Source organism: Verruconatronum alginivorum, from assembly GCF_056590205.1.
In genome coordinates this window covers 349,844-365,386 of the sequence record NZ_JBWPVQ010000001.1, presented here as the reverse complement: position 1 = coordinate 365,386, position 15,543 = coordinate 349,844, and the positions used below count along the sequence as shown (strand labels likewise).

The following is a 15,543-nucleotide window of genomic DNA, read 5'->3' as shown; positions in this document are numbered from 1 at the left end:
GAGTGCGTTGCAAGGGTCTGATCGTTCCTGAACAATGTCAGTAAGGGTTCAATTGCCGAGGAGAGGAGAGACGCCATGATTAATCTTAGAGAAAATTCGAACCTGGAACGCTGCGTGTGCTGAATGTAAGTAACCCGTGAAATAACATGAAACAACACTACCTTTTGACCAGCCTTACCCTTGTTGCCGCTTTTACGGCGTCGGCCTCCTGGGATCTGGAGCGCGCCTGGGAGCTGGTGCCGAGCGATGAAGTCGTCAACGATCCCGTGGACGTCGCGGAATTTACCACTCAAAACAGTAATCTGGCCTCATGGGGAGCTGTCGCTTTCCATGGCGGACGGGCTTATGTGCTGGGGACCAACAACGGCATCATGGCGCTCGATATCGTCGGAGAAGGGGAGAACGCCACCATGGAGAAGGTTTGGGAACTCAATCCCGGCCAGAATGGAAATGAACCGTTGGACGTGGGGGAGTTTTCGGCCCAAAATGCGGGCGAGTGGGGAGCGGTGGCCTTCCATGGGAACCGGGTCTACGTGGCTGGGGCGAACAATGGTGTCCTGGCGTTTGAGATCATTGGCGAGGGATTGGATCGCCAGCTTGATTTGCTCTGGGAACTCTCGGCCGATGACGAGTCGATCGCCTTTCTGAATGACTCCGGCAACCGGCAGCGCGGGCTGACGGTCAATCCGGTCACGGGCAACCTTTTGCTGGTCAACCGAATCGCCAACAACAACATCCAGATTCCGATCCTGGACGGCGACACCGGGGCCATGATCGGCAATTTGTCGGTCTCGGGAATCCAGGATGGCAGTTTTCATCTGAACCTGATCGCCGCGGCGGAAGATGGCGCCATCTACGCCTGCAACTGGACCTCGAACAGCGCCTCAACCGCCTTCAAAATCTACCGCTGGGCGAACGAGCAGGCGAATCCGACCGTCGCCTACATGGGCGACCCGAGTCAGGGGAATTCGGACAGCAATCTTCGGCGCTGGGGGATCACTTTCGCGGCGCGCGGTTCCGGGACGAACACGGAATTGATTTCGACGACGCGCGGCAACCTTGCTGCTGTTTTCACCACATCGAACGGTAGCGATTTCTCCAGTACTCGGATCGTGGTCAACGATCCGCTGTTGGCGTCCGGTCATCCGATGGAGAAGGGAGTGACCTTTTACGAAGGAAACCGCTTTCTGGCGAAGACCACTGGAGGGCCGTTATTGGAAATCGAATACAATTTGGCGACCGGAACCGGAGTGCTCGTCCGTTCGTTTTCGGACGATTTCGGACTCATCCCGGGGGAGGGAGCGCCGATCGGCTACGATCCCGCGAGCGGTTTGCTGGGTATGATCCTGGAGGCCGGTAACAACCAGCCCCGCTATTTCCATCTCTATCAATACGACGCCCTCAACGACGAAGTAACGGTCGATTTCCTGACGGATTCAGGAAACGACCAGCGTGGTATGACGGTGAACCCGGTCACGGGAAATGTGCTCCTGGTGAACCGGATCGCCAACAACGAGATCGAGATCGTCATTCTCGATGGCGATACCGGCGAGAAGACCGGGGAGTTGTCGGTAGCCGGGATCATGGACGGCACCTGGTATTTGAACCTGATCGCGGCGGCGGACGACGGGGTCATATACGCGGCGAACTGGACGACCAACAGTGCGGCCAATGCGTTCAAAATTTACCGCTGGGAGAACGAGGAGGCGAATCCGACCGTCGCTTACATGGGCGATCCGAGTCAGGGGGATCCAGTGGGGGACCACCGGCGGTGGGGGTTCACCTTCGCCGCGCGCGGCGCCGGAGCGAACACCGAGCTTGTTTCCACCACCGGCGGCACATTGGCGGCGGTGTTTACCACAGGGAACGGCACGGACTTCTCGGCCAACCGGGTATCGATTGACGAGCCATTGTTGGCGGAAGGCCGATTGATGGAGCGCGGCGTTACCTTCCACGAAGGAAACCGTTTCCTCGCGAAGTCGAATGGTTCCGGCTCGGGGGACCGGCCACTGTTGAAGATCGAGCGATCTGACGACCGGAACCGGCCAGTTGATCCGAAGCTTTTCCTCGGACGCCGGACTCATTCCAGAAGACGGGGGACCGATCGGCTATGATCCGGCGAGCGGATTCCTCGGCATGTTGCTCCGGGCCGGCAATGATCAGCCCCATTATTTCCACCTCTATTATTACGACTCGCTGGAGTCCGAAGCCGCAGTCGATTTCCTTACCGACAGCGGCAATCGCCAGCGCGGTTTGGCGGTCAATCCCGTGACCGGCAACGTCCTCGTGGTCCACCGGGTGACTGATTCGATCATCGATATTCCGGTCCTCAACCGCCATACCGGGGCGCGAATCAACACCCTTTCGGTGGAGAACGTCGAAGGAGGAAGTTTCGCTCTCAGCGAGATCGCCGTGGCGGACGACGGGGTCATTTATGCGGCCAACTACGTGACGAACTCGGCCAACACCGATTTCCGGATCTACCGCTGGCAGGACGAAAACGCGGACCCGCAACTCGTGTATTCGGGGGATCCGAGTGGAAACGATTCCGTTTCGAGCAACCGGCAGAATTGGGGCGAGACGATGGGAATCCGGGGTGCGGGCAACAGCACGGAGTTGATCTTCAGTTCCCGCGGAACCCTGGCGGCGGTCTTCACCACCAATGACGGAGGAGCCAACTTCACGGCGAACCGGGTTTACACCGACGCCGACGCCGGAGAATTGTCCCGCGAAGTCGCGTTTGTCGAAGGGAACCGTTTCCTGGCCAAGACCGCGACCGGCTCGCAAGGCCGCCTGCTGGAGATCGAATATGATCTGACCGAGGAGAGCGGGACCATCGTTCGGGCCATCGGGACCGAGTTTTTCCCGCAGGATATCGGCCCGATCGCCGTCGATTTGGAGCGAGGACTCCTGGCCGGGGTCCTTCGAGGCGGAGGCGGTGCGACCAAGAGCGTGATGCTCTATGACTACAACACCCTCTCCACCGATACCGTAAACCAGCCTCTCGCGGTGGTGGACTTCACTCTTACCATTGCCAGCGCGGGCGGGTGGGGAAAGGTGGTTTTTGATCAGGACCAAGTCTTCGCGCTCTCCACCAACAACGGAATCCTGGCGTTGAACCTGGTCGAAGCGGAGGCCGCCATCACCTTCGCGGCCTGGAGGGATTTTCACTTCACCGAGGCGGAATTGGCGGATGAGACAATCAGCGGTGCCGACGTCGATCTGGTCGGCGACGGCCTGACCAATTTCCTGCGCTACGCGTTCGGCCTCGGCCCGCGGGATTCCGGCCTCCACCGGCTTCCCGCCCTGGAAAAGGAAAACGGGGGATTACAATTCACCTTCTATCGGGTGGTTGGCGCCGCCGATCTTTCCTACGTTCCACAATATTCGTTGGACCTTCAGACCTGGGACACCGACGCGCAGATCCTGGAGGAAATCGATGTGATTCAGAATGGAGAAACTGAAATAGTGATCGTCGAGGTGCATGCCTCCGATGAAGATCGGATTTTCGTTCGATTGGCCGTCAATCCGGTTTCACCCTAAGACAACTCGCCACCGATGAAAACAAAGTTTATTAATGGGTTTGGAAGAAAACACGGGCTCGTGAAATGGGGCGGAACGGCAAAGGGTTTCACCCTGATCGAACTCCTGACTGTGATCGCGATCATCGGCATCTTAGCCGCGATCCTGATTCCGGTCGTCGGCAAAGTCAGGGAGTCTGCCTATCGGGCGGCCGACCAAAGTAACTTGCGGACTCTCGGCCAGGCCGCGCTGGTCTTTGCCAGTGAACACGACAACCGGCTCCCTTCCCAGCCCTATGGTCAAGGATGGTGGCCCAAGGTGCTTTTTCCGTATGTGGAATCGCACGACATTTTTCGCCGGCCCGGAGCCGATCCCGATCTTCCGTGGAGCGACGCTCGTCGGGATGGCTATTTCCAGAGCGCGGCGACCGTCGATCCCTCCGGCGAACCGATCCGTTGGTGGTATTGGATCAACGGCCCCAATTCCTGGCAGCCGTTTTGGAATCACGTCGCCCTCGGCCTTGGCACCGGGGATTCCTCGGCGGAGGCGGGGCTGGCCCTTGATCAGGTGGACGAACCTTCCCGAACGGTTTTCATGGCGAACGGTTACCAATGGAATTTTCCTTCATCGGCACCAAATCCCTATGGCGACAATCCCCGGTGGTTTCGCTGGTCCAACGGTAAGACTCATTTCCTCTGGCTCGATGGCCACGTGGACGCCCGCGGATTGAATGAACTCACCCGCAACGACTTCGCCATTGAAAAGGGACGATTCCCATAGGCCGCGGGGCAGGAGATGCACGTAGGCGAGTCTCGTTTTTTCCGGCGAATGGAGCCGCGGGTTTCCTTGGGATATGCTGCCATGAACCGAGCGATCCTCACCTGCCTGCTGGTGTCCGCACTTTTAATTCCCCCGGCTGCGGCGGTCTCCGCTGCCGAGGTGGAATGGCGGTTCGGGTCCGATCCCGGTCGTGACGGCGACGGAGGCTTCCTTCTGAGCAATACCTCGAATACCAACGGCGAATGGCGCGTTGAGGCAGAGTCCCTTCGGTTCGAGAACCGCCACCATCCGCAAGGAGATCAAGGGAACTTCACCGAAGCCGCCGCGGTCGTCGATTTGCGGGAATATGGTTGGGAACCGGGCAAAGACTTTACCCTCAGTCTCGAGTTCTCGATGAGCGGGGTTTCGGACTGGAACCGCCTGGGGATCGTTGCTCTCGCACCGGACATGGGGGAGCACGAATACGGCGAAGGCGGTTTTTACCACGGCCAGTTGCGGGTCCAGTCGAACCGCGTGTTCACCCTGCGGGTCGCCGATGGATTCGGCGGGGAGCGTCCGATGGTTTCCCTTCCACTGCCCCCCTCTCTGCCGGATGGCAATTCCCGGATCCTGTTGAGTGGGACCTACGACGATGCGGGAGGCTTGACTTTCAGTATCGAAGCCGCGTTGGAAGGGAGCGATCAGGTCTGGTTCAGCCGCGCCTCCCGGATCGCCCACCCGCGGGATGGGGCCTGGTTCGGATTCGGCGGGCGGATCCGCGCCTATCCGGGCGCCCGTCAGCCGATTCTCGATTTCAAAACGTTTCGATTTGTGCCCGAAGCCACCGAGCCACCGAAGATCACGGCCGATTTGGTCCGGCACCGCGGAACCTGGACCCATGATGGAAGGAAGTATCCCTTCACGGTAAGCGTCAGGGGCGAATTCCATCGGTTCGAACCGCTGGCCGCCGCGGTGTATTGGCGGAATTTGAAGATTCCCCGAATCGGGACCGATCCGGACGAGGCGATCCTCGAAGATCTGCTCGGCGACGGCCTCGTGGTGATCGATTTCGACGGGGCCAACCTGCCGAACGGATCGCCGGATATGGAGCGGTCCTTGCTCGCGTTTCAAAGAAACCTGCCGATGGTTATTTCGGCGGCGAGCAACGGAGAGATTCAAATCGACGACCGCCGGGTTTACGCGGTGCCGTCGGGCTACCGACTCAAACGAAATCTCCCGTTTTGGAACATTGAAAAGCATGCGGTTCACGGGACGATGGACCGGATCCTGGAGGTTTATAACAACGATATCGTGGAGCGATTCGGGGCCGAACCGGTCGAATCGGTGGAGGATATGCGGGGGCGCTCCGGCAATTCATTCGATTACAATCTCTACATCGATTTGGTCTATCCGTCGGGAATGCCGGATTCTCCCGTGCCGACGATCGCCCATTTTGCGACGATCTGCCCGATGCCGGGAACCTTCCGGTCAGGGGACCGGTGGTTGTATCCGATCGGGTGGCTGACCTCCGGCTACGCGCTGGCGCTGGTCGATCACATTTACCACCCGGCGGCTCGGACCCGATACTACGGTCACGTGACCAATTTCACCCTCGATTTCTGGAACGGTCTCTCGGCGGGAACCGCCGCCATCCGGTTTCTCCGGGCTCATGCGGGGGAGTTTAACCTCGACGGGAAAATCGGAGCGCTCGGCCATTCAAAATCGGCTTATTCCGTGATCCGCCTCGCCGATCCGAATCACGTGGAACTGCCGGAATTCCGTGAGTTCGAAAGATTCCCCCCGGTTCGCCGGAGCCGCAGCCATGGCAAGGTTTCACCAGTGATATCCAAGTGGCCTACTCCTCCATGGGTATGGGCGTGCGGAGAACTCAATACACCACGCGGGATTTGGTTCCATTGATCATTGTGGCGGGTAGATATGACCATTTCGGTTACTGGAACGCGACCCCCGCCCAGGTCGCCCGGGCCTACGGATACGACTTGAATCAACTGACGATTTGGATGGAGGAACTCGGCCATACCTACGCTTTCGGACACGACCGGGCGACAGGACAAGACCGTAATCTGCTGGTCAGACGTTTTTTCGATCAACACCTCGATCCGTTAGGAGACGATCGTTTGAAAGTGTTGGCCGTGACGCCGGCGGACGGAGCCGAAGAGGTCGGGCTCGACGGGACGACTCCCCGCTTTTATGTCGATCAGGAGAATCTTCCGGAAGACTTGCACGGGCTCTCCGTAAACGTGCCCGTGACGGTTCGATTCGCCCGGTCGATCGATCTTGAGTCGGTGGGGGCGGAGGCGTTGGTCCTGCGGGAGACGGCGACCGGAAATCCGGTGCCCGGCCGTTGGGAAGCGTCGCTGCGGGAGACCCGGTTCACCTTTTTGCCCGAAGAAAGTTTGTCACCATTTTCTGAATACTACGTGGAGGTTGCTCCCGGCATCGCGGATGTGAACGGGCGGTTGCTGGAGGATGGCTTTCGTTCGACCTTCCGCACCCGGGAGAACCGATGAAAGCGTGGCTTCATCGCTACGCAGCGAGTCTTCCCGGAAGATTCGATGTGCCGGGCCAGGCGGTTGCGATGGGCCTCTTTTCGGCGACGGGCGGCTTCGGGGGGTAGGAACGACTGAGCGCCCGGTAGGAACGACTGAACGAGCGGTAGGAACCACTGAAAGACCGGTAGGGATGAGTGAATGAGGGGGATCGCCTGTTTGTCAGCCCGAGGCGTCGAGTGAAATAACTGGGGGAGAGGACAGACAGGAATGTCTGTTTCACGGGGAAAGGTTTCTTCGGCGTTGCTTCGGTTGGGGCTTTTCGGGATCGTCGGGGGGAATGGAACTGGAGATCCTTTATCGGGATGATGAGTTTGTGGCGGTGTGCAAACCGGCGGGGTTGCTGGTGCATCGGACGCGGTTGGATGCGGGGGAAAGTCGTTTTTGCGTCCAAGTATTAAGGGATCAACTCGGGGTCGAGGTCTTTCCTTGCCACCGGCTCGACAAGCCGACGGCGGGAATTTTGCTTTTCGCGTTGAACAAAGAAGCCCTTCGGCGGGCGGGAGCGGAGTTCGCCGCCGGCAGCGTGACGAAGGAGTATCTGGCGGTTGTCCGCGGATGGACGCCGGAGGAGGGGGTGATCGATTATCCGCTGCGTTATGAGAAGGATCATTATGACGGGCGGGCTCCGGCCGGGGAACAGGAGGCGGTGACGCGTTTTCGGCGGTTGGCTAAGGCGGAGGTCGAGGGGCCGGTTGGCCGGTATGCGACGGGACGGTATTCGTTGGTTCGGTTGCGGCCGGAGACGGGGAGGAAGCACCAGCTACGGCGTCACCTGGCCCATTTGCGGCATCCGATCGTCGGGGACACCCGGCATGGAGACGGGGCGCACAATCGGTTTTTCCGGGAGTGGTTCCGGTGTCACCGCTTGCTTTTGGTCGCGACGGGGCTCGATTTCGGGAAAGGTTTCACCTGGGAACGGATTCGGATTGAGGCGGAGCCGGACCGGGAGTTCAGGCGGGTGGTGGAGGAGGTCGGTTTGTAGTGAAAAGCTTGGATGCGAGGTTGCGATTGGGGACGGAAATGGTTCAAATTCAGGTATGAAACAGCCGCCGCCCGATGCTCTTCGTGTTTCTCCCGACCGGTTGCAAGACTGGGTCGAAAAAGTCGCCCGCAGCGCCGGGTTGCCGGGGGAGCGTTCGGCGCTGTTGGCCCGGTTGCTGGTCGAGAATGATCTGCGCGGGGTTTTTAGCCACGGCAGCGTTTCGATGTTGCGCTATACCCGGGAGATCGACCGGGGCGGACTGAATCCGGGGGCTGGGGTGACGCGGGTCAACGAGACTCCGACCAGTTTGTTGATCGATGGGGATGGGGGACTCGGTTACTTCCCGGCCCACGAGGGAACTTTGGCGCTGATTGATAAAGCGCGGGAGCATGGGATGGCGGCGATGGTGACGCGGAATCACGGTCACATCGGGGCGGCCGGGATCTACACCCGGTTGCCACTCGGCCACGATTTGCTGGCGTTCATGACGTCCGGGGTGCAGCTCAATTTGAAATCGGGCGACCTGGCGTATGAAGCGGCGGGGGCATCGCCGATGTCGTTCAGTGCGCCGGGGAAGGAGGAGCCGCCATTGGTATTTGATTGCGGGGTGACCCACGATTTCCAGGGGAAGGCGCCGTTATATCGGGACCAGATCGCGGGACTCGCGCCGGGGGTGGCGTTGCGAGCGGTCGGATTTGGCACGGTTTGCCAGGTCTGGGCCGGTTTGCTGAGCGGATTGGCGGTCGACGCGTCCCGGTCGGACCGAAAATACGCGGCGGCCAACCAGGGGTCGATGATGTTCCTCTGCAAGATTTCGCTCTTCATCGAGCCGGAGAAATTCAAGCGGGAGATTGACGAGTACAGCCGGCAGGTGCGGGGAAAACTGGTGCCGATCCCGGGCACCGAAGGGGCTTATCTCCCGGGTAATGTCGAAGCGGAGCATGAGAAGGCGTATCGCCGCGATGGAATTCCGCTCGGGGATTGGCATAAGCGGAGTTTGGAAACCGTGGCCAAGGAAAAAGGGGTGCCAGTGCCGTGGAAGTGAAATGCGGGGCGGCGGCGAGACGCGCGATTGGGAGGGAGTATGGCGGAATCGGGTAAAGATGGTTTTTCGTATGTCTTCCGTCCCGGGGCGGGGCCGGGAGCGGAGTGTCTGTTGTTGTTGCACGGGACCGGGGGAAGTGAGCACGATCTCTTGGGATTGGGATCGGAACTGGCTCCGGGAAGGGCGTTGTTGAGTCCGCGGGGGCGGGTTTCGGAGAACGGACATGCCCGGTTTTTCCGTCGTTTTGGGGAAGGGAACCTCGATGTCGAAGACTGGAAGCGGAGGACGGAAGAGTTGGCGGATTTCGTGGTGGCGAAGGGAAAGGAGCATGGCTTCGATCCCGGGGAAGTCACCGCACTCGGGTATTCGAACGGGGCGAACATCGCGCTGGGTCTTTTGCTGTTGCGGCCGGACGCGTTGGGACGGGCGATTTTGTTGCGCCCGATGTTCGTCAGCGGAGACGTCCGTCCGGTCGATTTGACGGGGAAGGTGGTTTGTTTGTTGGCCGGGAGGCGGGATCCGTTGATCTCTCCGGAGGATGGCGATCGGTTGAGGGACCACCTGGAGAGCTGCGGCGCGACGGTTGAGTTGCACCGGTTGGAAGCCGGACATGGCCTAATCGCGGAAGATTTTGAGGTGATTAGGCGGTGGTTGGGGGTGGAGTCCGGAGGGGGTTGAACCACTGATAATCACTAATAAACACTAATGGGGGAGGGGGAAGGGTGGGCACATTGTGGTGGGGCATTAGGCGAAGAGGTCGAGTTGGGCGTCGGAGGTGGTGACTTTGATTTTCTTGCGCGGACGGGCCGGGGGGGCGGGAGAGGTGAGAGTGACGTTGGTGTCGTCGGATTCGAGTTTTTCGAGGATCTCCTTGGCGCGGTCGATGACCGGCTGGGGGAGCCCGGCGAGGCGGGCGACCTGGATCCCGTAACTGCGGTCGGCGGCGCCGGGGACGACTTGGCGGACGAAGATGATTTCGTCGTTCCATTCCTTGACCGCCACTGAGTGGTTTTGCAGGCGGGGGAGGGATTTCGAGAGTTGGGTCAGCTCGTGGTAATGGGTGGCAAACAAGGTGCGGGGACCTTGGGCCGGGTCGGCGTGCAGGTGTTCCACCACGGCCCAGGCGATGCTGAGACCGTCGTAGTACTGGTGCCGCGGCCGATTTCGTCGAGGATGATCAGGCTCCGTTCGGTGGCGTTGTTGAGGATGTTGGCGGTTTCGTTCATTTCGACCATGAAGGTCGAGTTGCCGCGGGCGAGTTCGTCGCTGGCGCCGACCCGGGAGAAAATCCGGTCGACCAAGCCTATCCGGCATGATTTGGCGGGAGCCCAGGAACCGACCTGCGCCATCAACGTGATCAAGGCGACCTGGCGGATGTAAGTCGATTTGCCGGCCATGTTGGGGCCGGTGATCAGCATGATCTGGGCGGACTCGGAGTCGAGGTTGGTGCTGTTGGGGACGAAGGAGAAACTGCCGGCGAGACCGAGGTGTTGCTGGCGTATGGTTTTTTCCACTACGGGATGGCGGCCTTCGATGATTTCGAGGCAGAGGCCGTCGTCGAGGACCGGACGGCAGTAATCCCATTCGCGGGCCAAGGCGGCCCAGCCGAGGAAGACGTCGAGTTCGGCGAGGGCTTCGGCGGTCTCGCGGAGAGGGGCGCTTTGTTCGAGGACCTGGGCGACGAGCTTGGCGAACAGTTGTTGTTCGCGGGCGTTGGCGTTTTCCTCGGCGTGGAAGATCTCCTTCTCCTTTTCCTTGAGTTCCTCGGTGTAGTAACGCTCGGCGTTGACGGTGGTCTGGCGGCGGATGTAGTTGTCGGGGACGAGGTGGAGGTTCGATTTGGTGATTTCGATGAAATAACCGAAAGCGTTGTTGAATTTAACCTTGAGGGTGCGGATGCCGGTCCGCTCCTGTTCGGTCCGTTCGAGTTCGGCGAGCCAGACCTTGTTGTCGGAGGTGAGGGAAAGGATCCGGTCGAGTTCCTCGTCGTAACCGGGACGGATGTAGCCGCCATCGAGGAGTTGGGCGGGAAGTTCGTCACGGAGAGCGTTTGTGAGGAGCCGGTGGAGGTCGGGGAATTCGCCGATGCGGGCGGTGACGGTTTCGACGGCGGAGGAGCCGAGCTCGGTGAGGCAGGCGCGGATGTCGGGCAGTTGGGCGAGAGTTTCACGGATCGCTCCGAGTTCCCGGGGGTTGCGGAGGCGGTTTTGGAGGCGTCCGAGGATCCGGACCAGGTCGCGAACCGATTTCAGTTTTTCCTGGATGCGGGAGATGGCGACGGGGTTGTCGACGAAGGCGCCGACGCAATCGCGGCGACGGATGATTTCCGGAAGGTCGAGGGTCGGGGCGGCGAGGAAGTTTTCGAGGAGGCGGGCGCCGGCGGCGGTCACTGTGGCGTCCATCGCTTCGAGGAGGGAGCCGGTCCGGACGTTGGCGGCGGATTGGAGGATCTCGAGGTTGCGGAGGGTGGCCGGGTCGAGCAGGAGGCTGCGTTTGCTTTGGTAGGGGCGGATGGTCCGGAGGTTTTCGGGCGGGGCGCAAAGGTTTTCGGAGACGTAGGCGACGAGGGCGCCGGCGACGCCGAGGGCGGGATGTGACAAATCGAGGCCGAAGCCGTCGAGGTTGAGGACGCCGAGGGTTTCGAGGACGCTTTTGGCGCCGGCCCGTTGCTCGAATTGGAAGGACGGGAGTTCCGACACCAGGCGGCCTTGGAAGAAGGCGAGCAATTCCTCCATGGCGGGAATTTTGTCCTGTCCGGCGCGCCACCGTTCGAGTTGTTCCTCGGGGATTACCACCTCCTGCGGATCGATGGCGGCGAGGACCGGGAGGAGGTCTTCGATTGCCTCTTCAGCGCTGACGGTGAATTCGCCGGTGGAGAGGTCGAGCCAGGCGCCCCGGATGGCGGGGCCGGCGAGATCGACGGCGAGGATGTAGCGGTTTTCGCGGGCCTCGATTTGGTTGGGTTCGATGGCGGTCCCCGGGGTGATGATCCGGGTGAGGGAACGTTTGACCAGTTTGCCTGGCTGAGGGGTTTCGACCTGTTCGCAGATGGCGACCTTTTTGCCGGCGGCGAGGACCTTGTTGATGTAACCCTCGGCGGCGTGGTAGGGGATGCCGGCCATCGGGTAGTCGTTTCGTTTGGTCAAGGTGATGCCGAGGATGGAGGCGCCGAGTTCGGCGTCTTCGTAGAACATTTCGTAGAAATCGCCTAGCCGGAAGAGCAGCAGGGTGTTGGGCGGGAGCTTTTGCTTCACCTCCACGTACTGTTCCATCATCGGAGTCAATTTCACTTCGTTGGCCATGGAAGGGAGAATTCCGGAATCGATTCGGGGAATCGAGAAAGAAATCGGAGGAATCGACCGGTGAAGGTCGAGGACGGGGTGGGAGGAAAGGGGTGGGGACATCGCGGGGAAGAGGATTTCGCCCTTTCAGGGCTCTGGTTTGTCGTGCTGGTTAAACCCAGGGCGTTGCCCTGGGCTGTAGGATTTCGCCCCTTCGGGGTTTCGGAGTTGAGATTTTGCAGTGAAGCGTTTTGGAGGGGAGTCGGAGTGGGGGGCGGATAGGATGTCGCCCTTTCAGGGCTCTGGTTTGTTCGTGCTGGTTAAACCCAGGGCGTTGCCCTGGGCTGTAGGATTTCGCCCCTTCGGGGCTGACCGCGGCGTCGCCCTGAGCTGTTGGATGTTCTAGGAGAGGCAGCGGAGTTGGGATTTGGTAGCGATCGAGTTTCGGAGGGGCGTCGGGGCGGGCGCGGGGAGCGAGGTCGCTTTTTCTTTTCCCCGCCGGGGGGGCGGGCAATGGGCGACATCTTGCGGACAATCCCTGACCCGATCGGGTCAGGGATTGTCCAAACCCAGAGTGCTGCCCTGTGTCACTCAGGGCGCTGCCCAAGGTTGTTGGATGTCGTCCCTCGTGGCTGGCCGGGGCGTCGCCCTGAGCTGTTGGATGTTCTCGGAGAGGAAGCGGAGTTGGGATTTGGTAGCGATTGAGTTTCGGAGAGGCGTCGGGGCGGGCGCGGGGAGCGAGGTCGCTTTTTCTTTTCCCCGCCGGGGGGCGGGCAATGGGCGACATCTTGCGGACAATCCTTGACCCGATCGGGTCAGGGATTGTCCAAACCCAGAGTGCTGCCCTGTGTCACTCAGGGCGCTGCCCGAGGTTGTTGGATGTCGCCCCTCGTGGCTGACCGCGGCGTCGCCCTGAGCTATTGGATGTTCTAGGAGAGGCAGCGGAGTTGGGATTTGGTAGCGATCGAGTTTCGGAGGGGTGTCGGGGCGGGCGCGGGGAGCGAGGTCGCTTTTTCTTTTCCCCGCCGGGGGGGGGCGGGCAATGGGCGACATCTTGCGGACAATCCCTGACCCGATCGGGTCAGGGATTGTCCAAACCCAGAGTGCTGCCCTGTGTCACTCAGGGCGCTGCCCAAGGTTGTTGGATGTCGTCCCTCGTGGCTGGCCGGGGCGTCGCCCTGAGCTGTTGGATGTTCTCGGAGAGGATGCGGAGTTGGGATTTGGTAGCGATTGAGTTTCGGAGAGGCGTCGGGGCGGGCGCGGGGAGCGAGGTCGCTTTTTCTTTTCCCCGCCGGGGGGGCGGGCAATGGGCGACATCTTGCGGACAATCCCTGACCCGATCGGGTCAGGGATTGTCCAAACCCGGGGTGTGTCGCCCGTGGCTATAGTTAGATTCCATCCGAAAAGGGTTTTTACGAGCGGCGATTGTTTGATTGAAGATGGATGTTTGGTGGATGGGTGGAATCCGGCACCCCCAAAGGCAGTAACCAAACAGTGAATACGGTCCGAATCGTCGTTTTGGAACCAAATTGAGCAGGATCGGTAGGACCGATCCTCCGTCTTCGACGTTCTTTGTTTGGAATGACGGGGGACCTCGCTCAAGCGACTTGGCACCGTCGTTTTCGCTTTCGCAGCAGGATCGTCCGACACGCATTGTAGGCCAGGCACTTCTCCAAAAATTCCTCGCGGGCTGCCGCAATGCCTGTCCGGCTGAGTTGGCCGAAGTCGAAGCCATACTTCAGGCAAAACATTAAAGACTCCACGGCCGAACGGCCGGCCCGGGCCAGGCGATACTCCTCCCCGTCCCAGTCCTCGCCAAGGAGCTTCTTTCCCTTCGATCCACTGATGCTGACGATCTCCACTCCCAACTCCCTGACCCGATCATGGCCCTCCCGCGAAGAATAGCCGTCGTCCACGCTGGTCAGGTGCGGTATGACTCCAGTGTTGGCGATCGCTCTTTCCACCATCGGCACCAGGTTGGAGGAATCGGAGGTGTTGCCTGAATCGACCTTCAGCGCGACGACATATCCATTGGCGCTTCGGGCCAATTGCGGCTTGTAGCCGATGACCGGCTGGCGACCTCCCTTTTGGATGTAAGCCGCCGAGCGGTCGTGAACGCTCAAGACGCGCTCGGTCGAAGGAAAGGTTTTTCTTCGAAAATGCGTTGGCGCATTTGTTCGAGCGACTTCGTGGCGAGGTGCAGACTCTCGACAAACAGATCGACACGCGCTTTGGCCTGTTGGCGCAAGCTGGGCAGGATCCGCCCGTTGTCGAGTCGTTCGTTCCAGCTTGCCTCCACGCGCTTGAACTCGTTATCCGCATGGCAAAGAAGTTTGGCCGCCAACTCAATGAACTCCCGGCAAAACTTCTGGAACTTCTTCTTTTTCTTAGCGTTAAGATTGATTTGAAAAGGCTTTTTCGAGAGCTCTTCGAGGTAGCTCTCCATGCGTCCCGGGCGGATATTTGCCAAACCGAAAAGCTCGAACTTGCGGCCGATCTCATAAAGGCGCCGGGCCAGGACGAAGATGGTCTTGGCATCGGTCGGCCAGCACGAATTGGCCTTGGTCGCGGTACTATCGATCAGGACCTGATCGAAGCTGTCGAGCTCTTCCCGGCTGGCCCGGTTTAACTGGGCGGAAAGGATCGCCTCACGCGTTTCAAGGCTGATCGCATTGAGCAACTCGCTCATGGTCGAACGCCCCGGCAGGCTCAGCCCGCGTCCGACCAGAAAAGCTTCCAGGCTTTTGGACTCGCCCATGAAATCCAGCGCTTCCTTGTTGGTGCAGGAGCCGTGATAGCCGCGCGTCAACAGCAAAACCCCCGCTACCGCGCCAGGCATTCGTGGCCGCCCTTGTTCGAGCACCTCCAGTTTACCCGGCAGTTTCCGGCCCTTGGCATCGAAGCGTGGCGGCGGAAAACTTTCGGGAAGGTTTTCGAGCCCGGCCAACGCACCGTTTTGGCTCTGGAGAAAAAGACGGTCGGCCCGCCGAAGCTTCTTTTTCTCCAAGCCGTGCCGGTCGAGATCGGCCTCGATTTTCACCACCAAATCGGGCCTCGAATCGAATAAATCGGCACTTTCGGCCAAGAACTCGCTGAAATCCGTGCTCGCGGCGTAATAAAAGTTATTGAAACAGGGCGTGAAATGTGCAGGATTGCCGTTGGCCTCAGTTGTTGAACTATGGTTAGGTTTAGTCATTTAACCACAACAGCTTGAGGCCGCTTGTATTTCAAGCTTAAATACGGTTAATATTCCCGTTTTCCTGGCCGATTTTCGATAGCCAATCACCTTTTCGGACACGCTCTAGTTAGGATTTCGGTGTTGCGGGGCTCGGGGTGGGGGCGGTTGGTTTGGGAAATTGAGGCTAATTCCTTATGGCGGGA

Annotated in this window: 10 protein-coding genes and 1 pseudogene; 8 read left to right on the top strand and 3 right to left on the bottom strand. The window is 60.1% G+C overall.

The annotated features are described in order from the left end of the window. The first annotated feature begins 146 nt into the window (after window positions 1-146). The 8 genes from ACWUI2_RS01245 (at window position 147) to ACWUI2_RS01210 (ending at window position 9,559) form a co-directional block, all read left to right on the top strand. Window positions 147-2,114, top strand: a complete 1,968-nt coding sequence (locus tag ACWUI2_RS01245; protein ID WP_486981047.1) for an NHL repeat-containing protein — start codon at window positions 147-149, stop codon at window positions 2,112-2,114. Next, entirely contained in the window at window positions 2,050-3,543 is a 1,494-nt protein-coding gene (locus ACWUI2_RS01240) for a hypothetical protein (RefSeq protein ID WP_486981046.1), read from the top strand. The genes ACWUI2_RS01245 and ACWUI2_RS01240 overlap by 65 nt, the downstream gene beginning before the upstream one ends. A 15-nt stretch (window positions 3,544-3,558) precedes the next feature. Next, window positions 3,559-4,302, top strand: a complete 744-nt coding sequence (locus ACWUI2_RS01235; RefSeq protein ID WP_486981045.1) for a type II secretion system protein — start codon at window positions 3,559-3,561, stop codon at window positions 4,300-4,302. A gap of 81 nt (window positions 4,303-4,383) precedes the next feature. Further along, a complete protein-coding gene (locus ACWUI2_RS01230; RefSeq protein WP_486981044.1) occupies window positions 4,384-6,201 on the top strand; it encodes a hypothetical protein in 1,818 nt (605 codons plus the stop codon). A gap of 5 nt (window positions 6,202-6,206) precedes the next feature. After that, a complete protein-coding gene (locus tag ACWUI2_RS01225; RefSeq protein WP_486981043.1) occupies window positions 6,207-6,812 on the top strand; it encodes an Ig-like domain-containing domain in 606 nt (201 codons plus the stop codon). Between the two features lie 319 nt (window positions 6,813-7,131). Next, window positions 7,132-7,836: a pseudouridine synthase gene (locus ACWUI2_RS01220; protein ID WP_486981042.1), complete on the top strand. Its 705-nt coding sequence runs from the start codon at window positions 7,132-7,134 to the stop codon at window positions 7,834-7,836. 55 nt (window positions 7,837-7,891) lie between these two features. Next, window positions 7,892-8,881 (top strand): Ldh family oxidoreductase, encoded by a 990-nt coding sequence (locus ACWUI2_RS01215; protein ID WP_486981041.1) that lies wholly within the window; start codon window positions 7,892-7,894, stop codon window positions 8,879-8,881. Window positions 8,882-8,920: 39 nt separating this feature from the next. Beyond that, entirely contained in the window at window positions 8,921-9,559 is a 639-nt protein-coding gene (locus ACWUI2_RS01210) for an alpha/beta hydrolase (RefSeq protein WP_486981040.1), read from the top strand. A 66-nt stretch (window positions 9,560-9,625) separates the two neighbouring features. On the opposite strand, the pseudogene mutS reads toward ACWUI2_RS01210, so the two are convergent. From mutS to ACWUI2_RS01195, 3 genes and pseudogenes are all read right to left on the bottom strand, one after another. Then, window positions 9,626-12,153 (bottom strand): annotated as a pseudogene (gene mutS, locus ACWUI2_RS01205) (DNA mismatch repair protein MutS). A 1,607-nt stretch (window positions 12,154-13,760) separates the two neighbouring features. Further along, on the bottom strand, window positions 13,761-14,285 hold the full coding sequence (locus ACWUI2_RS01200; protein WP_486981039.1) for a transposase: 525 nt from the start codon (window positions 14,283-14,285) through the stop codon (window positions 13,761-13,763). After that, on the bottom strand, window positions 14,282-15,358 hold the full coding sequence (locus tag ACWUI2_RS01195) for a hypothetical protein (RefSeq protein WP_486981038.1): 1,077 nt from the start codon (window positions 15,356-15,358) through the stop codon (window positions 14,282-14,284). The genes ACWUI2_RS01200 and ACWUI2_RS01195 overlap by 4 nt, the downstream gene beginning before the upstream one ends. Window positions 15,359-15,543 lie beyond the last annotated feature (185 nt).